Genomic DNA, 17,168 nt, shown 5'->3' with positions numbered 1-17,168 from the left:
TTGTACGTCCAATGGTAAAGATCGTTCCGCTCGATCTGTTGACTCAGCTCAATGAAAGGGCAACCACGCGGTAAAAACTGTGGGAGGGGGCTTGCTCCCGATGCGGTGGGTCAGCCAATAACTCTGTTGACTGGCACTCTGCTATCGGGAGCAAGCCCCCTCCCACATTTTGATCTGCGGTGTGTTTGCAGTTAAGGGTTATTCCTCCAGCTCGTACATATAAATCTTCTCGGCATCCATCTGGTAACCGGCGTCAGCCAACTCACTGGACGACGGCTTGACCTGCATCGCACCTTCGATCCAGTACGGCTGGTACAGCTCATCGAGTTTCACGCCGACTTCGCTTTTCACATGCACGATCTGGTTCGACGGCGGCGGCGGAACGTGGATGCACGCGCCGAAATACGGCACCAGCAGGAACTCGGTGGTGCGGCCTTCTTCGCTCACCTCGAGCGGCACGATGTACCCCGGCAGGCGAATGTGCTGGCCGTCCAGGCTCTGTACCACCGGCGCGTTGGGCAGGTCCTGCCTCGCAGCCGGCGCGGCTTCGACGGACAAGGCATCGGCCATGTTCGAGAGGTCATGCAGCGGTTTCATATTGGGCACTTCCGGTGGCGCATCCGGCGGGATCATTTCCTGCCACGACAGATCCCTGGGCTGCTCCTCGGCCCAGGCAGGCACGGCCACCAGCAATAGCAGGGCAAACAGGGCACGACGCATCGACAGCTTCCTCATAAACGGATGGACAGGCCATCGGCCAACGACTGGCGATAGGCACGCCATGCGGGCACGCTGCCCATCAATAACGCCGCCGCCAGGATACCGGCGAGCAACGTCCATTCATATTCGCTCGGCCACGCCATCGGCAGGTCCAGGCCGTAATTGGCCTGCAAATAACCGCGCGATGCGGCAATGCACAGGTACAACAAACCCAGACCTGCCACCACGCCGGCCAGGGCCAGGGCGAAGGCCTCGAAGATCAGCAGCGTTGCGATATGCCACGGCCGTGCGCCCACCGAGCGCAGGATCGCCATTTCGCGGCGGCGTTCGTTGAGGCTGGTGAGGATCGCCGTGAGCATGCCGATCAAGCCGGTCAGCACCACGAACAGCGAAATCACGAACAAGGCTTTTTCGGCCGTGCCCATCATGCTCCACAGCTCTTGCAGCGCCACGCCCGGCAGAATCGCCAGCATCGGCTCGCCACGGAATTCATTGATTTCCCGTTGCAGAGCGAAGGTGGAAATCTTGTTGTTCAAGCCGAGCATGAAGGCGGTGATGGCTTGCGGCGTGAGGTCCATATTGCGCGCCTGATCGGCGCTGATACGGCCTTTGCCCTGGGCCGGCACGCCGTTGTGCCAGTCGATGTGGATCGCCTCCATGCCGCCGAGGCTGATATGCAGCGTGCGGTCCACCGGCGTGCCGGTGCGCTTGAGGATGCCGACCACGGTGAACGGCTTGTCATCGTGCTTGACCAGGCTGACCACCGCCACGCCATGGGCCAGCACCAGCTTGTCGCCAAGTTTGTAGTGCAGTGCATCGGCCACTTCGGCACCGAGCACCACCTCGAACGGGTCGGTGGCAAAGGCGCGGCCGCTGGCCAGCTCAAGGTTTTGTTTGCGCCCGTACTGGTAATGCTCAAAGTACGATTCGTTGGTGCCCATCACCCGGTAACCGCGATGAGAGTCGCCGAGGGAAATCGGGATCGCCCATTTCACCTGAGGGTTGGCGGCGAAGTGCTCATAGCTGTCCCAGCGGATGTTATTGGTGGCGTTGCCGATGCGGAACACCGAGTACAGCAGCAGGTTCACCGAGCCCGAGCGGGCACCGACGATCAGGTCGGTGCCGCTGATGGTGCTGGCGAAGCTGTTGCGCGCTTCCACGCGCACGCGTTCCACCGCGAGCAACAAGCAAACGGAAAGCGCGATGGCGAAGGCGGTGAGGATCGCGGTAAAGCGGCGGTTAGCCAGGCTGGCCATGGCTAGACGAAACAGATACATCTCAAACCTCTGCGGGCGCGGCGGCGCGATTGAGTTCGGCCAGCGACAGGTTGCGGTCGAACAGCGGCGCCAGGCTTTGGTCGTGGCTGACAAACAACAGGCTGGCCCCGGCGTCGCGGCATTCGGCGAACAGCAACTGAATGAATGCCTCGCGCGCGTCGTAGTCAAGGGCCGAGGTGGGTTCGTCGGCGATCACCAGTTCCGGTTGGCCGATCAGCGCACGGGCGGCGGCCACCCGTTGTTGCTGGCCGATGGACAGCGAGTCGGCGCGGCGCTCGAGCAGGTCCGGGTCCTTCAAGCCCAGGTGTGCCAGCAAGGTCGCCGCGGCCTGGTCGACACTGCCGTGGCGCTGGATCGCTCGCTGCGCACGCAGTTTGGAGAAGTGGCACGGCAACTCGACATTTTCGCGCACCGACAAAAACGGCAGCAGGTTGAACTGCTGGAAGATGTAGCCGGTGTGGTCCACCCGGAACCGGTCACGGGCGCCGGCCGAGAGTTCGGTCAGCTCCTGGCCAAGCAGGCGGATACTGCCCCGGCTGGGCGTCTGCACACCGCCGAGCAGTCCGAGCAAGGTGGTTTTGCCACTGCCGCTGGGGCCCTTGAGGAACAGGGTTTCCCCCGGCTCCAGGCGGAACGCGGGGATGTCCAGCAACTGCGGGTGGCCGGGCCAGTTGAAGCCCAGGTCGGACAGTTGGATCAATGCATGGGTCATGTGAACTCAGAACTTCAGGGTGGCTGCAGTGGCTGTCGCGTCAACGCCTTGCTGGCCGCTCGGGCCGATCAGTTGTACCTGAATCTTCTGGGTGGCGGGAAAGGTCTTGAACACTTGGCTCAGGTCCAGGTTGCTCAGCGCCGTCGGCGTGGCGCAGGTGAACTGGTAATGGGCGTGGATTTCGCTGTGGTCGTGATGGTGTTCGTGGGCGGCGACGCCTTTGCCGTCGGTGGCGTGGTCATTGTCATCGCCATCGTCGTCATCGTGATCGGCTTCCGGTTTATCGCCGAACAGCGGGCTGTTGAGTTCCTGGGAGCTGACGACGCAACCGGCGGCCTTGGGCAGGTTGAACAACACCAGCGGGCTTTCCAGCTGTTTGCGCGCAGCGGCGACTTTGGCCTTGTCGGCGGCACTGGTCGCGACGTGTTCGAAACCCACCAGGTTCATGGCCGGGCTGTCCAGTTCAAGCTCCAGGGACTGGCCGTCGAGCACCGCATTGAGACGGCCCACGCCATGTTCATGGGCACCGAGGCTGGCGTGCTCATGGTCGTGATCTTCATGAGCATGAGCGACCGCCAGTGGCAGCAGGGCAAACGGCAAAGCGAGCAGCAGACGGCGCATGACAGGACTCCAAAGATGAAGGTTTTGTTATGTGATCTTATAACACTGGTGCCGAGAGTTTGACCGGCCGCTTGGCGTTGCGCAAGCTGCATGGGAGCATGCCCGTCAGAAAAAATGCAGGAGTAAGGACGATGTTGCGAATTCGTGGAACCGTCGGCGACCTGCCGGTGGACTTGACCCTGGAGTTGGACGACGGCGATTGGGCGCGGTTGGGCGCACAACTGCAGGCCGCCCCGGTGCCTACCGAGTCGACTGCGGTACCGCTCAGGCAAAGTGAGGATCTATGGCAGAACGCCCAGGATCTGTTGCGCAACGCCGGGCAGCTCAGCGGCTTGGAGTTACTGGATCAACTGGAAGGCCTGGCCGGCGATGCGGCGGCAGGCAAGCGCCTGTTGGTGCGCCTGCGCCACAGCGCCAAGGTGAAGGTGACCAGCGGCGGGGATACGCCGCTGTACAGCTGGATGGGCGATTAATACAACGCGGCAAACAATTTGCGGCGGTACGCCGTGACCAGCGGGTGATCGTTGCCCAGCAGCTCGAACACCTGCAGCAAGGTCTTGTGCGGCAGGCCTTCGCTGTAGCTGCGATTGCGGATAAACAGTTTGAGCAGGCCTTCCAGCGCGGCGTCGTATTGCTGGCGCGCCAGTTGGTGAATGCTCAACTGATAGGCCGCTTCGTCATCCTGCGGGTTCTGCGCCAGGCGGCTTTTCAGGTCGGCGGCGTCCGGCAGGTCGGCCGCCTGGCGCAGGAAGGTGATTTGCGCCTTGGCCCCGGCGAGGGCAGCTTTGTGGTCATCGCCTTTTACGGCGTCCAGCACGGTTTGTGCTTCATCCAGTTCGCCGCGCTCGGCCAGGCAACGCGCGTACAGGATCAGCGCGGCGGCGTTGGTATTGTCTTCGCCCAGCAGCGCCACCAGCACGGCTTCGGCATCGCTGATGCGGCCTTCGGCGAACAACGCTTGTGCCTGCTCCAACGGATCGGCCGCAGCCGGTGGTGGCATCTGCACATGGGGCTCGAGCATCGCCCGCACCGCCGACTCCGGCTGCGCCCCGGCAAACCCATCCACCGGTTGACCGTCCTTGAACAGCACCACGGTCGGCAGGCTCTGAATACCGAAACGCGCAACGATGTCCTGCTCGGCCTCGCAATCGACCTTGGCCAACAGCAATTCGCCGCGATAACTCTCGGCAATCTGCGCCAGCATCGGCATCAGCGCCTTGCACGGCGCGCACCACTCGGCCCAGAAATCCACCAACACAGGTTTTTCAAAAGAGTTCTGAATCACCGCCTGGTCGAAGTTGGCGGTGGTGACGTCGAAGATGTACGGCGTGGGCTCACTCATGAGGCGTCTCGAATAAAGCGGGAATGGGGGCAACTATAAGGGCTGGCGTGGGCTATCGGAAGTCGTATGGGAGTCAGCGCTCGGACGCGTGCCAAAACGGGTCGAGGTACCAGTCTTGAGCATAGGTATCTACACAACTTTGTAGCAGCCTACGCTAACCACGATGCGAAGCGAGCCGCTCTTGATCTTGCTCTTGATCTAGGCGCCCCGTTAAACCACGCTGGCCGGAATTCGATATTGATTTGGGGGGTAAACCGGCAGGGATGCCGGTTTAGCCGCCCCGCGCCATGGATGGCGCGTGGCGGCGGCCCCCCAAATCACTGTCGGATTACGGGCACACCGAGCCTAAGCGAGGTGCCGAGTGGTGGGGCATGAGCGTTTTGCTTACTTTTGCGCTTTTCAAAAGTGAGACGCCGTAAGGGCGGAACCCTAAGCCGTCGTTACCGCAGCAACGGATATGTACTCGCCTTGATCCAACATCCTGGTCGGCTGTCAGGCCGCCATCGGGGGCAAGTCGAATCGTCGCACCGCCCCTCCCACATTTGGATCGCGCGGCATCAGTCAGATAGCTATAGGCCGCCAGGTCGCCACGGGCGCAAGCTCCCTCGCCACAGGTTCAGGGCTACGCCAAAGTTGTGTAGATACCTATGAGGGAAACCCATTGTTTTGATACTGACCTCGGCAAACTCGCTGATAAGCAAATGCAGGCTGCGGCGCCAGCGAATGCGTGGACTAACTTGGCGCAAATTATCAGTCCGCGCAGCTTGAGCAGTTCCAGTTGAGCTGGAACATCGATGGCAGGTTTGCTGAATGACCTCATGCTCCGAAAATACCGGGCATAAAAAACCCGCACAATTTGTGCTTGGTTACCGAAGCAACCAGAGGCATGGCGGGTGTATTAGCGCAAAGGTTAGGCAGATGCCCTGCATTTGACAAGTCCTTTGCTTCTTTGGTTATCAGAGAATTTGTGTGCGAAGACATTGCAGTCGACTGTCAGAGCTGCGAGCGAGGAATGGCATTTTCCACGCCGTGCTTTTTCTTGTCTCAACCAATTTATTGCTGGAAATTTGTAACGCTGGCGATCATCGCCGCGAATGGTACAAGCTCACCTTGCGAAACTCCCAGGGCTCGGCCAGGTCCGGCAGGGTCAATGCGTCCAGCACCTCCAGGCGCTGATAACTCGCGTGCTGGAAGTCGCGCACCCGCGAATCGGCCACCAGGGCTTCGCGGCCACGGGTCAGGAACTGGTCCAGCAGCGGCAGGTTGGCGCGGTCGTAAAGCACGTCGGCCACCAGGATCAGGTCGAAGCGATCGGCTTCGGTGAAGAAGTCCGCCGAATAACTCAGTTTCACCCCGTTGAGTTCGGCATTCGCCCGGCAAGCGGCCAGCGCCAGCGGGTCCAGGTCACAGGCCACCACTTCCAGTGCCCCGGCTTTGACCGCTGCAATCGCGGCCACGCCGGAACCGGCGCCGAAATCCAGCACGCGCTTGCCCGCGACCCACTCGGGATGCGCCGCCAGATAGCGCGCCAGCGCCAGCCCGCTGGCCCAGCAGAAGCTCCAGTAGGGCGGCTCATGCAGGATGCGCCGGGTTTCTTCCTGGCTGAAGGCGCGGTCCATGTTGTCGGCGTCGAGCAGCCACAACGACAGTTCGGTGCCCGGCAGCGCGCAGGGCACCAGCTGTGCGTCGCCGATCAACTCGCTCAGGGCGTGTTGCAGGTGCAGCGGTGGCGTCATGGTGCCTTGACGAGCTGCAGGGGGCCGGTGGTCTGGGTGATCGCCTGGGTGATGCGCACTGCGGGCAGGTGCAGGATCAACTGGCCGGACTGGCTGGCGCGAGCACGCAATTCCACCCGCGCACCGGCCGGGAACGCTTCGGGGTTGAAGCGCAGGCGAAAGGCCAGGGGCTTGCCGTTGCCGGTCAACACGCTGCTGGCAAGCAGTTGTTGCGGGCGCGAGCGGTCGTCGATCACCAGCAGCGCCATTTCGACTTCGGCGCCGGCCGGCACGTTGGTCAGGTTGCCGCTGATTTCACGCTGGTAGGCGGGCAGGGGGCCGAGGTCTTCAATGCCGGGGACTTTTTTCTCTTGTGCAGGGGTTGGCTGCGGCGCGGCAGGCTTGGGGGCTTCGCTGCTGCAGGCGACCAGAAAACTGAACAGGGTGATCAAAACAAGTGGTCGTAACTGCATGTACGGCTCCAGAAAGGACAAAATCCGTGGCTTAAAAATATGAAACATATAAGCCTGCCTATATACCGTAAAGGCTATGGCTTGTCTTGCTACGGGGATGCGCTACCATGGCCCTCCCATTTTTTGTTGCCTGCCAACCATGCACTGTCCCTTCTGCGGTGCCAACGACACCAAGGTCATCGACTCGCGTCTGGTCGCCGAGGGCGACCAAGTGCGTCGCCGGCGCGAATGCCTGGCCTGCGGTGAGCGTTTCACCACCTTCGAAACCGCCGAACTGGTATTGCCACGTCTGATCAAGTCCGACGGCAGCCGCCAGCCTTTTGACGAAGAAAAACTGCGCGCCGGTATGCAGCGCGCCCTGGAAAAACGCCCGGTGAGTGTCGAGCGGCTGGAAGCGGCGCTGGCGCATATCAAGCACAAGTTGCGTGCGACCGGCGAGCGCGAGGTCAAGAGCCTGGTGGTGGGCGAGCTGGTGATGGGCGAGCTGCAAAAGCTCGATGAAGTCGCCTATATCCGTTTCGCCTCGGTGTATCGACGCTTTCAGGACCTCAATGAGTTCCGCGAAGAAATCGACCGCCTGGCCCGTGAGCCTTCCAAACAATGACCGCTGAACAGGCTGTGCTCGACGCCCATTACATGGCCCGCGCCCTCGAATTGGCGCGCAAGGGCCTGTACACCACCCATCCCAACCCACGGGTGGGCTGCGTGATCGTGCGCGATGGGCAGATTGTCGGCGAAGGCTGGCATGAGCGCACCGGCGAGCCCCACGCCGAACCTAATGCCTTGCGCGCCGCCGGTGACAAGGCGCGTGGCGCTACGGTGTACGTGACCCTCGAGCCGTGCAGCCACCACGGCCGCACGCCGCCCTGCGCCGATGCGCTGGTGAGCGCCGGTGTGGCGCGGGTAGTGGCCGGCATGCAGGACCCCAACCCGGAAGTGGCGGGGCGCGGCATGCAGCGCTTGGCCCAGTCCGGGATCGAGATTCGTAGCGGCGTGCTGGAATCTGAAGCGCGCGCGCTGAACCCTGGCTTTCTCAAGCGCATGGAACAGGGCCTGCCGTTTGTGCGGGTCAAACTGGCGATGAGCCTGGACGGGCGCACCGCGATGGCCAGCGGCGAAAGCCAATGGATCACCGGCCCCGCCGCCCGCGCCGCCGTCCAGCGCCTGCGTGCCGAAGCGAGTGTGGTGCTGACCGGCGCCGATACGGTGCTGGCCGATGGCGCGCGCCTGACCGTGCGCGCCGCCGAGCTGGGCCTGGATGCACACACCACCGCCCTGGCCATGTCGCGCCCGCCGCTGCGCGTATTGATCGACGGTCGCCTGCGCGTGCCGCTCAATGCACCTTTCTTCAAGGCGGGCCCGGCGTTGGTGATCACGTGCGTGACCGCGGAAAACCAGTTCCCCCGTGGCCCCGAGTGCTTGGTGGTGCCGGGTGTCGAGGGCCAGGTCGACTTGCGTTCAGCGTTGGTGGCACTGGCCGCCCGTGGCGTCAACGACGTGCTGGTGGAAGCGGGCCCAAGCCTGGCGGGCGCGTTTGCCCAGCAGGGCCTGGTCGACGAATACGTGATTTTCGTCGCCGGCAAGTTCCTTGGCTCCGCAGCCCGGCCCTTGCTGGACTGGCCGCTTGAGAAACTCGTCGACGCCCCCCACCTCAAGATCACTGACATGCGCGCGGTTGGCGACGACTGGCGAATCACCGCCGTCCCGCTGCCGGCCGCGAGCGTATAATTCCCGGCCTGCGCGCAAGCGTCAGCCCCCCGTTTTCAGGAGCACGACATGTTCACCGGCATTATCGAAGCCATCGGCAGCATCCGCGCCATGACCCCCAAGGGCGGCGACATCCGCCTGCTGGTTGAAACCGGCAAGCTCGATCTGGGCGACGTCAAGCTGGGCGACAGCATCGCCGTCAGCGGTGTGTGCCTGACCGTCGTCGATCTGCCGGGCAATGGCTTTGCCGCCGATGTCAGCCGCGAGACCCTGGACTGCACCGCGATGAGCGATCTTGCGGCCGGCAGCCCGGTCAACCTGGAAAAAGCCCTGACGCCGACCACGCGCCTGGGCGGCCACCTGGTCAGCGGCCATGTCGATGGCGTCGGCGAAGTCGTGGCGCGCAGCGAAAACGCGCGCGCCGTGGAATTTCGTATTCGCGCGCCGAAGGAGCTGGCCAAGTACATCGCCCACAAAGGCTCGATCACCGTCGACGGCACCAGCCTGACCGTGAACGCCGTCAATGGCGCCGAATTCGAACTGACCATCATTCCCCACACCCTCAGCGAAACCATCATGGCCGCCTACCAGCCAGGTCGCCGGGTGAACCTGGAAGTGGACTTGCTTGCCCGTTACCTGGAGCGCCTGTTGCTCGGCGAAAAGGCCGCAGAGCCTGCATCGGGTAACATCACCGAAAGTTTTCTGGCCGCTAACGGCTACCTGAAATCCTGACCAAGGGGGTGCCGCGTGGCGCTCAATAGCATCGAAGAACTGGTTGAAGACATCCGCCAAGGCAAGATGGTCATCCTGATGGATGACGAAGATCGCGAGAATGAAGGCGACATCATCATGGCCGCCGAGGCCTGCCTGCCTGAGCACATCAACTTCATGGCCAAGCACGCCCGTGGGTTGATCTGCATGCCCATGAGCCGCGAACGCTGTGAACTGCTCAAGCTGCCGTTGATGGCGCCGCGCAATGGCTCGGGTTTCGGCACCAAGTTCACCGTATCGATTGAAGCCACTACCGGCGTCACCACCGGCATCTCCGCCGCTGACCGCGCTCGCACCGTGCAGGCCGCCGCCGCCAAGGATGCCAAGGCCGAAGACATCGTCAGCCCGGGCCACATCTTCCCGCTGATGGCCCAACCGGGCGGTACCCTGGCACGCGCCGGCCATACCGAAGCGGCCTGCGACCTGGCGCGCATGGCCGGGTTTGAGCCGAGCGGCGTCATCTGTGAAGTGATGAACGACGACGGCACCATGGCCCGTCGCAGCGAACTCGAAGCGTTCGCCGCCGAACACAACCTCAAGATCGGCACCATCGCCGACCTGATCCACTACCGCATGATCCACGAACGTACCGTTCAGCGGATTGCCGAGCAGCCGCTGGACAGCGAACTGGGCCAATTCAATTTGGTGACCTACCGTGATTCAGTGGAAGGCGACGTGCACATGGCCCTGACCCTGGGCAACATCTGCGCCGACGAGCCAACCTTGGTGCGCGTGCACAACATGGACCCGCTGCGCGACTTGCTGATGGTCAAGCAGCCCGGCCGCTGGAGCCTGCGCGCCGCCATGGCCGCGGTTTCCCAGGCGGGCAGTGGCGTGGTGCTGTTGCTTGGTCACCCGCTGGATGGCGACGTGTTGCTGGCGCATATCCGCGAAACGGCGGAGCACGCGCCGGTGAAAAAACCGACCACCTACAGCATCGTCGGTGCCGGTTCGCAGATCCTGCGCGACCTCGGTGTGCGCAAAATGCGCCTGATGAGCGCACCGATGAAATTTAATGCGATATCCGGTTTCGATCTGGAAGTTGTAGAATACGTGCCCTCCGAATAAAGGCTGGCGATTTTTTGCCCCTTGTTCGCGGTTAAATCATCACTGAGGGACGCACTTTTCGCGTCCCGGCTCTTTAAGAGATTTGTCGAATGACCCTGAAGACCATCGAAGGTACCTTCATCGCCCCCCAAGGCCGCTATGCCCTGGTGGTTGGCCGCTTCAACAGCTTCGTGGTTGAAAGCCTGGTAAGCGGTGCCGTTGACGCCCTGGTTCGCCACGGTGTGAGCGAGAGCGACATCACCATTATCCGTGCCCCTGGCGCCTTCGAAATTCCACTGGTTGCGCAAAAGGTTGCCCAGCAGGGTGAATACGCGGCGATCATTGCCCTGGGCGCGGTCATTCGTGGCGGTACCCCGCACTTCGAATACGTGGCGGGCGAATGCACCAAGGGCCTGGCCCAGGTGTCCATGGAGTTCGGCGTGCCGGTCGCATTCGGCGTGCTGACCGTGGATTCCATCGAGCAAGCCATCGAGCGTTCCGGCACCAAGGCCGGTAACAAAGGCGCTGAAGCTGCCCTGTCCGCCCTGGAAATGGTCAGCCTGCTGTCGCAGTTGGAGGCCAAGTGATTTCCGACGAGAGCGATCGTTTCAACCCTCGCGACGAGCGTCCAGCCGACGCCGGCAAACCGTCGAAAAGCGAAAAGCGTCGCGCGGCCCGCCAGCTCGCGACCCAGGCCCTGTACCAGCGCCACATGGCCGGTACGTCGCTGAACGAAATCGAAGCGCAATTTCGCGTCGACAACGATTTCACCTTCGCCGACCAGAGCTACTTCCACGACATCCTGCACGGTGTTCCGGCCAACCTGACCGAGATCGACGCCGCGCTGTCGCCATGCCTGGACCTGACCCTCGAAGAGCTGGACCCGGTTGAACTGGCCGTATTGCGCCTGTCCACCTGGGAACTGCTCAAGCGCGTCGACGTACCGTACCGCGTGGTGATCAACGAAGGCATCGAACTGGCGAAAGTCTACGGTTCGACCGACGGCCACAAGTTCGTCAACGGCGTGCTCGACAAGCTGGCTCCGCGCCTGCGTGAAGCCGAAGTGAAGGAACACAAGCGCTGATTTGCGCTTGAGTCCCGTGGGCGAGTTCGAGCTGATCCGCAACTACTTCGCCGCCGCGCCCTGTGCGCAAGGCGGCGAAGGCATTGCCCTGGGGATCGGCGACGACTGCGCCTTGCTCGCGCTCCCTGCCGGGGAGCAGCTGGCAGTTTCTACAGACACCTTAGTGGCCGGCGTGCACTTTGCCGACCCGTGTGACCCGTTCCTGCTCGGCCAGCGCTCGCTGGCCGTGGCGGTGAGCGATTTGGCCGCCATGGGCGCCCACCCCCTCGCGTTTACTCTTGCCCTGACCACGCCGACCGTCGATGCCGACTGGTTGCAACGCTATGCCCAGGGTTTGAACGCCATGGCGCAACGCTGCGACGTGGGCCTGGTGGGCGGCGATACCACGCGCGGGCCGCTGAGCCTGACCTTGACCGTGTTTGGCCGCGTGCCGGCCGGGCTTGCCTTGACGCGCAGTGGTGCGCGGCCGGGGGATTTGCTGTGCGTCGGTGGGGAGTTGGGCAATGCGGCCGGGGCCTTGCCGCTGGTATTGGGTCAGCGCAGCGCGGCAGCCGCCATCGCCGAACCGCTGCTCGCCCACTATTGGTCGCCGCAGCCGCAACTGGCGTTGGGCCTGGCCCTGCGCGGTAAAGCAACCTCGGCCATGGATATCTCCGACGGGTTATTGGCCGATTGCGGGCATATCGCCAGGGCATCGGCTGTCAGCCTGTTGATCGAGCGCGACACATTGCCGTTGTCGGCGGCATTGCTGGCGTTTGTTGGCAGCGACGAGGCCCGTGTGGCCGCGTTGAGTGGGGGCGACGACTATGTGCTGGTGTTCACGCTACCCCAGGCCGAACTGGCACCGTTACGGGCCAATGGCTGGCCGATCCATGTGATCGGACGGGCCGAAGCGGGGCAGGGCGTGACGCTGCTCGACAGCCACGGCCAGGACATTACCCCGGCAGTGCACGGCTATCAGCATTTCCGCGAGCTGCCGTAGCCGGCGCGCTGGGCTACCCTTCATATGAATATCTCCACGTAGGAAGCCGTCACTATGAGTGTGCGCCGCTGGTTGCTGATCATGCTGTGCGCCTTTACCGCTGTGCTCCAGGCGGATGAAGCCCCGGCGCCTGGCAAGATCATGCTGGCCAGCGAGGAATGGGACGACTACACCAATAAAGATGGCAGCGGCCTGGCCTGGGACGTGCTGCGCCGGGTGTTTGAACCGGCAGGCGTCACCCTGCAAATCCACAGCGCGCCCTATACCCGCTCGATTGGCCTGGCCCAGCGTGGCGAGGTGGATGGCTGCGTCGGTTCCTATCGCGACGAAGCTGACCAGGTGCTGTACCCGCACTGGCCTTTCGATTCCGACCCTATCTATGCCCTCGGGCTGGCCACGTTGCCCACGCCCAACCTGGCGACGCTCGGTGATTACCGCCTGGCTTGGGTGCGTGGCTATAAATACGAGAAATATTTGCCGAATGTGCGCCGGTTCAACCAGATTCAGCGCCGCAGCGGCATTTTAGCGATGCTGCAATACGGCCATGCAGACTTCTACATTGAGGCCCTCACCGAAGCCAAGTACGTGCTCAGTCAGGCCGACGACCCGTCCCGGTTCACCCTCACGCACATCATGGAACTGCCGCTCTATATAGCCTTTGCCGATAACGAACGCGGGCGAGCATTGATGAAAGTCTACGACCAGCGCATGACTGTCTTGGTGAAAAGCGGCGAGTTGAAGCCGATTTTCGAACGCTGGAAACAGCCCTATCCGTTCTGACCTGCATAGAACCAAGCCGAAGGCCAATCGAACCTATTGATCTTTATCAGCGATCATTCAGCTTAAGCGTCTGTAGGAACAGGCTGTTACAATGCCCGCCTCTGTGAAATCTGAAATCAGGAGCACACGGTGCCCGTCGTTTTCGTCGCCGCTTCCAAGCTGCCTACCCCCTTTGCCACGTTCACCATGCATGGCTTTCTCGAAGAAGCCACCGGGCGCGAGCACGTTGTGCTCAGCCTGGGCGATATCGCTGATGGTGCGCCGGTGCTGGGCCGCGTGCATTCCGAATGCCTGACCGGCGACGCGCTGTTCAGCCAGCGCTGTGACTGCGGTTCGCAATTGGAAGCCGCGTTGCAGGCCATCGCCCGTGAAGGGCGTGGCGTGCTGCTGTATTTGCGACAGGAGGGCCGTGGCATCGGCCTGCTGAACAAGATCCGCGCCTATGAATTGCAAGATGGCGGCGCCGACACCGTGGAAGCCAATGAGCGCCTGGGCTTTGCCGCCGACCAGCGTGACTACGCCATCTGCCTGCCGATGCTCGAGCACTTGGGCGTGAAATCCCTGCGCCTGATGACCAACAACCCGCGCAAGGTCAAAGCCTTGACCGAAATGGGCATCACCGTGGCCGAGCGCGTCCCGCTGCACACCGGGCACAACCCGCACAACAAACTCTACTTGGCCACCAAAGCCAGCAAGCTCGACCACATGATGGGCAATGAGCATCAAGGCGAGGTCGACCGCGCGTGACCCGCGGCCAGGTGAAACGGCGACTGTCCTTCAACTGGTGGCAGTACCTGGCCCTGGCATTGCTGCCATTGTTTGTGATCAACCTGGTGTTCGGCCGCGCCGAGTCCCTGCTTCCCGTACTGGCCATGCCGTTGTTTATCGCCGGCGTAGCCTCGATGTTTCTCAGCCTGCGTTATTTTCACGCCTATAAACACGCGCTGATCGCCACCTCCAAAGCCCTCGACACCCCGGAAGAACCCGCCGCCTGGATCGCCCTCGCGGCGCGTCGACGCACGGCCTTGCTGGTGGCGGCATTGCCAGCCTGGATCGGTGCGCTGGCGGTGTTCGTCGGCCTGGAAGCGGTGCCGCTGTTCTTGCTGGCGCTGTCGACGATGGTGCTGTTTTACCTCTATCGCATACCGCGTCAGTTGGGATGAAGCGCTACGGGCTGGCGTTGCTGCTGGTATTCAGCGCCCAGGTGGTGGCGGTTGATCGGGTGGTGAGCCTGGCGCCGTCGCTTTCCGAAATCGTGGTCGAGTTGGGTGCCGCTGACTTATTGGTCGGCGTGCTCGATGGCGGCGATCGTCCGGCGCAATTGGCAAGCGTGCCATCGGTCGGCCGCTACGGCCAGTTGGACATGGAACGCCTGCTCAGCCTCAAGCCCGATCTGATCCTGCTCTGGCCCGGCAGCATCGGCGCGGCCCAGCGCGAGCAGTTGCAGCGCCTGAACCTGCCGGTGTACATCGCCGAGCCCCATAACCTTGAACAACTGACCGCTCAGGTCCAAGCCATTGCCGAGCAATTGGGGCGCGGGGAGGCCGGCCGAGTACTTGCCGACAAACTGCGCCAACGCCTCGCCTACCTGCGCCAGCGCTATCAGCGCGCCGAGCCGGTGCGGGTGTTTTACCAGGTATGGAACCAGCCGCTGTACACCGTGGGCGGTGGGCAGATCATCAGTGATGCGTTGACGGTGTGCGGGGCGCGTAACGTGTTCAACGACCTCACGCTGCCGGCGCCTCAGGTCAGTGTCGAATCAGTGTTGCAGCGTGATCCCGAGCTGATCCTGGTGGGCGATCAGGCGCAACTGGACGCTTGGAAGGTGTGGCCAACGATGACGGCGCGCGTGCGCTTGGTGCCGGACAAGGGCCTGGAACGGCCCAGCGCACAGATGCTGGAAGCGCTGGCGCGGTTGTGTCAGGTGATTGCGCCGAACCTGTGAGGCCGCTATCGGGGGCAAGCCCCCTCCCACATTTTGTGGCGCCTCACATCTGCGGCGTCCACGTTACGCCGAACATCCAGACCCGGCCTTCTTCCCGGTAATCCTGATTGTTCAGGAACGCCGGATCGTTATAGCTGTAGCGCGCACGGGAATAGGTTTTGTCCAACAGGTTGTCGACCTTCAACGACAGCGACACCGCGTGGCTCAACGCCCAACTGCTGCGCAGGCCCAGCAAGGAGTAACCGCCCAGGCGATTACGGTTGGCTTCGTCATCGTAGCTGCTGCTGATGGCCTGCCAGCTTGCACCTACGCCGAACTTATCGAACTGCCGGTCCAGATCCAGGTTCATCGTGCGCCGTGCACGACGAGCCAAAGTATGGCCACTGTCGCGATCACGCGGGTCGATCAGCGACACGCCCAGGTTGCCCTGCCAGCCAAACAGCTCCTGCTTGAGCGCCGCCTCAAAACCATTGATCCGCGCCGACGCCACGTTCTGCGGCTTGCCGCCGTCGAGGATGATCGCGTCACTCAGGTCGGTGCGGTACAGCGAGGCCTCGAGGCGGGTGCTGTCTGTTAACTGACTGCGCCATTGCAGCTCGTAACTCTTTGAGCGTTCAGGTTGCAGGTTGGGGTTGCTGTATTGCGTGTCGGGGTAATACAGGTCGTTGAAGGTGGGCGCACGCAAGCCTTCGCTGTAGCTGAGCAACACATCGTTGTCCGGATTGATCGGCACCGTCAGCGTGCCACTCCAGCTGTTCTGGCCGCCGAACTGCTGGTTCTGGTCGCGGCGCAGGCCCAGTTCGGTGGAAAACCACTCACCCTGGAAACGGTGCTGCACAAAGGCGGCGCGGTTCCAGCGGCTGTCTTCGGTAAAGGTGGTGGAGCCGTGGAAGCGGTCTTCGTACCAGTCGCCACCGACGATCAAGCTGTTGCGGTCGTTCAGCGTCAGGTCGTTCTGCCAGTTGACCGAGTCGCGGTAGGTATTGAACACGCTGAAATCCTCGCTGAGGGTATCGCGCTTGGTGTCGCGGTTTTCGCTGTGGCCCAGTTCCAGGCGCGACTGCCAGCCTTCGCTGAGAGTGGCGTCGACATAACCGCTGGCACTGCTGACGGTGTAGTCGGTGTAGGGTTTCTGACCGAGGCTTTGCCCGGTGGCGAAGTCATAGCGCCCGAAGCTGTTGTCGTACTCCGACTTGCCACGGTTATCCAATAGGTTGAAACCCACCTCCAACTCGTCGCTGAACGAATGGCTGAGGTTCAGGCTCAGGGACCGGTTGCGGTAGGCATCATGGTCGCCATCGCTGGGAAACGACTGATGGGTAGAATTGATGCCGGCGGTTTCATCCAGGCTAGCGCCCAGGTTGAAGCGCGTCTGTTCATCGCCGCCCGACAGGCCGAGGCTGTGCTGCCATGTCTGGTTGCTGCCAAAACCCAGCTTCAGGCGCGGTTGCAGGCCTTGCGCGGCGTTGCGCCGGGTAAACACCTGGATCACTCCGCCGATCGCATCGCTGCCGTAGATCACCGAACGTGAACCGCGCAGCACTTCCACGCGCTCGATCTGGTCGACGTTCAGGTATTGCAGGCCGCTGTCGCCGGACGTGGTGTTGGCAATGCGCTGGCCGTCCACCAGCACCAGGCTTTGCGCAGACTTCGTGCCGCGAATGTAAATGCCCGGCAAGCTGCCCCGGCCGCCGGTGGGCGCAACTTGCACGCCGGGCACGCGGCTGAGCAGATCGGTCAGGCTGGAAGGTTGCAGGCGGTCGATATTGGCGCGGGTGAACACGGTGTTGGCAGCGCTGCTGTCATTGCGCGCCTGCACCTGGCGGTTGGTGCTGATGACCACGTCGGAGAGCTTCAGGGCCTGGTCCCGGGTATCGGCGAGCAGGTGCGAGGCTGGCAGAAGCAGCAATGCGAGGTACAGGCGTTTCATGGGCCGTCCATAGCGTTTGAAGGTTGCACACATCAAAAAATGTGGGAGGGGGCTTGCCCCCG

The 17,168-nt window shown here is 62.6% G+C and carries 20 protein-coding genes; 12 read left to right on the top strand and 8 right to left on the bottom strand.

Annotation, left to right across the window (positions count from 1 at the left end; genetic code table 11):
* Window positions 1–198 precede the first annotated feature (198 nt).
* From C4J86_RS23485 to C4J86_RS23470, 4 genes are read right to left on the bottom strand one after another with little or no spacing between them, the layout of a single operon-like run.
* Window positions 199–720 carry a DUF3299 domain-containing protein gene (locus C4J86_RS23485; RefSeq protein WP_124364598.1) on the bottom strand — a complete coding sequence of 174 codons (522 nt, stop codon included), beginning with the start codon at window positions 718–720 and terminating at the stop codon, window positions 199–201.
* An 11-nt stretch (window positions 721–731) separates the two neighbouring features.
* On the bottom strand, window positions 732–1,997 hold the full coding sequence (locus tag C4J86_RS23480; RefSeq protein WP_124372014.1) for an ABC transporter permease: 1,266 nt from the start codon (window positions 1,995–1,997) through the stop codon (window positions 732–734).
* A 1-nt stretch (window position 1,998) separates the two neighbouring features.
* Window positions 1,999–2,709: an ABC transporter ATP-binding protein gene (locus C4J86_RS23475; protein ID WP_124364596.1), complete on the bottom strand. Its 711-nt coding sequence runs from the start codon at window positions 2,707–2,709 to the stop codon at window positions 1,999–2,001.
* A 6-nt stretch (window positions 2,710–2,715) separates the two neighbouring features.
* On the bottom strand, window positions 2,716–3,330 hold the full coding sequence (locus tag C4J86_RS23470; RefSeq protein ID WP_124372013.1) for a DUF2796 domain-containing protein: 615 nt from the start codon (window positions 3,328–3,330) through the stop codon (window positions 2,716–2,718).
* A 131-nt stretch (window positions 3,331–3,461) separates the two neighbouring features.
* Here C4J86_RS23470 and C4J86_RS23465 point away from each other — a divergent pair, with 131 nt between their 5' ends.
* Entirely contained in the window at window positions 3,462–3,803 is a 342-nt protein-coding gene (locus C4J86_RS23465) for a hypothetical protein (RefSeq protein ID WP_124372012.1), read from the top strand.
* Here C4J86_RS23465 and trxA read toward each other — a convergent pair.
* The 3 genes from trxA to C4J86_RS23445 all read right to left on the bottom strand — a co-directional run bounded on the left by trxA (window position 3,800) and on the right by C4J86_RS23445 (window position 6,860).
* Window positions 3,800–4,672, bottom strand: a complete 873-nt coding sequence (gene trxA, locus C4J86_RS23460; protein WP_124364593.1) for a thioredoxin — start codon at window positions 4,670–4,672, stop codon at window positions 3,800–3,802. The genes C4J86_RS23465 and trxA overlap by 4 nt on opposite strands.
* 1,082 nt (window positions 4,673–5,754) lie before the next feature.
* Entirely contained in the window at window positions 5,755–6,408 is a 654-nt protein-coding gene (locus C4J86_RS23450; protein ID WP_124372011.1) for a methyltransferase, read from the bottom strand.
* Complete coding sequence (locus tag C4J86_RS23445) at window positions 6,405–6,860, bottom strand: YbaY family lipoprotein (RefSeq protein ID WP_124364591.1); 456 nt, start codon at window positions 6,858–6,860, stop codon at window positions 6,405–6,407. The genes C4J86_RS23450 and C4J86_RS23445 overlap by 4 nt, the downstream gene beginning before the upstream one ends.
* 139 nt (window positions 6,861–6,999) lie before the next feature.
* Between C4J86_RS23445 and nrdR the strand changes: the two genes are divergently transcribed.
* The 11 genes from nrdR (at window position 7,000) to C4J86_RS23390 (ending at window position 15,176) form a co-directional block, all read left to right on the top strand.
* Window positions 7,000–7,464: a transcriptional regulator NrdR gene (nrdR, locus tag C4J86_RS23440; RefSeq protein ID WP_124364590.1), complete on the top strand. Its 465-nt coding sequence runs from the start codon at window positions 7,000–7,002 to the stop codon at window positions 7,462–7,464.
* Window positions 7,461–8,588, top strand: coding sequence for a bifunctional diaminohydroxyphosphoribosylaminopyrimidine deaminase/5-amino-6-(5-phosphoribosylamino)uracil reductase RibD (ribD, locus tag C4J86_RS23435; protein ID WP_124372010.1), 1,128 nt, complete (start codon window positions 7,461–7,463; stop codon window positions 8,586–8,588). Before nrdR ends, ribD begins: the two co-directional genes overlap by 4 nt.
* A 48-nt stretch (window positions 8,589–8,636) precedes the next feature.
* Complete coding sequence (locus C4J86_RS23430; RefSeq protein WP_124364588.1) at window positions 8,637–9,299, top strand: riboflavin synthase; 663 nt, start codon at window positions 8,637–8,639, stop codon at window positions 9,297–9,299.
* Between the two features lie 15 nt (window positions 9,300–9,314).
* On the top strand, window positions 9,315–10,406 hold the full coding sequence (ribBA, locus tag C4J86_RS23425; protein ID WP_124372009.1) for a bifunctional 3,4-dihydroxy-2-butanone-4-phosphate synthase/GTP cyclohydrolase II: 1,092 nt from the start codon (window positions 9,315–9,317) through the stop codon (window positions 10,404–10,406).
* A gap of 89 nt (window positions 10,407–10,495) precedes the next feature.
* On the top strand, window positions 10,496–10,972 hold the full coding sequence (ribE, locus tag C4J86_RS23420) for a 6,7-dimethyl-8-ribityllumazine synthase (protein ID WP_122539990.1): 477 nt from the start codon (window positions 10,496–10,498) through the stop codon (window positions 10,970–10,972).
* Window positions 10,969–11,469 (top strand): transcription antitermination factor NusB, encoded by a 501-nt coding sequence (nusB, locus tag C4J86_RS23415; protein ID WP_101273191.1) that lies wholly within the window; start codon window positions 10,969–10,971, stop codon window positions 11,467–11,469. Before ribE ends, nusB begins: the two co-directional genes overlap by 4 nt.
* Before the next feature lie 16 nt (window positions 11,470–11,485).
* Entirely contained in the window at window positions 11,486–12,451 is a 966-nt protein-coding gene (thiL, locus tag C4J86_RS23410) for a thiamine-phosphate kinase (protein ID WP_124372478.1), read from the top strand.
* Window positions 12,452–12,505: 54 nt separating this feature from the next.
* Entirely contained in the window at window positions 12,506–13,231 is a 726-nt protein-coding gene (locus tag C4J86_RS23405; RefSeq protein WP_124372008.1) for an ABC transporter substrate-binding protein, read from the top strand.
* 129 nt (window positions 13,232–13,360) lie between these two features.
* Window positions 13,361–13,978, top strand: a complete 618-nt coding sequence (gene ribA, locus C4J86_RS23400; protein ID WP_057724861.1) for a GTP cyclohydrolase II — start codon at window positions 13,361–13,363, stop codon at window positions 13,976–13,978.
* A complete protein-coding gene (locus tag C4J86_RS23395) occupies window positions 13,975–14,394 on the top strand; it encodes a nuclear FMR1 interacting 1 family protein (protein WP_124364584.1) in 420 nt (139 codons plus the stop codon). Before ribA ends, C4J86_RS23395 begins: the two co-directional genes overlap by 4 nt.
* The gene (locus C4J86_RS23390) at window positions 14,391–15,176 is read left to right on the top strand and encodes a cobalamin-binding protein (protein ID WP_124372007.1); all 786 of its coding nucleotides are present in this window, start codon (window positions 14,391–14,393) and stop codon (window positions 15,174–15,176) included. Before C4J86_RS23395 ends, C4J86_RS23390 begins: the two co-directional genes overlap by 4 nt.
* Window positions 15,177–15,219: 43 nt before the next feature.
* Here C4J86_RS23390 and C4J86_RS23385 read toward each other — a convergent pair whose 3' ends face one another.
* Complete coding sequence (locus tag C4J86_RS23385; RefSeq protein WP_124372006.1) at window positions 15,220–17,106, bottom strand: TonB-dependent receptor domain-containing protein; 1,887 nt, start codon at window positions 17,104–17,106, stop codon at window positions 15,220–15,222.
* Between the last annotated feature and the right edge of the window lie 62 nt (window positions 17,107–17,168).

It is taken from the genome of Pseudomonas sp. R2-7-07, assembly GCF_003852355.1.
GTDB lineage: Bacteria > Pseudomonadota > Gammaproteobacteria > Pseudomonadales > Pseudomonadaceae > Aquipseudomonas.
This window is presented reverse-complemented; position numbering and strand designations above follow the sequence as displayed.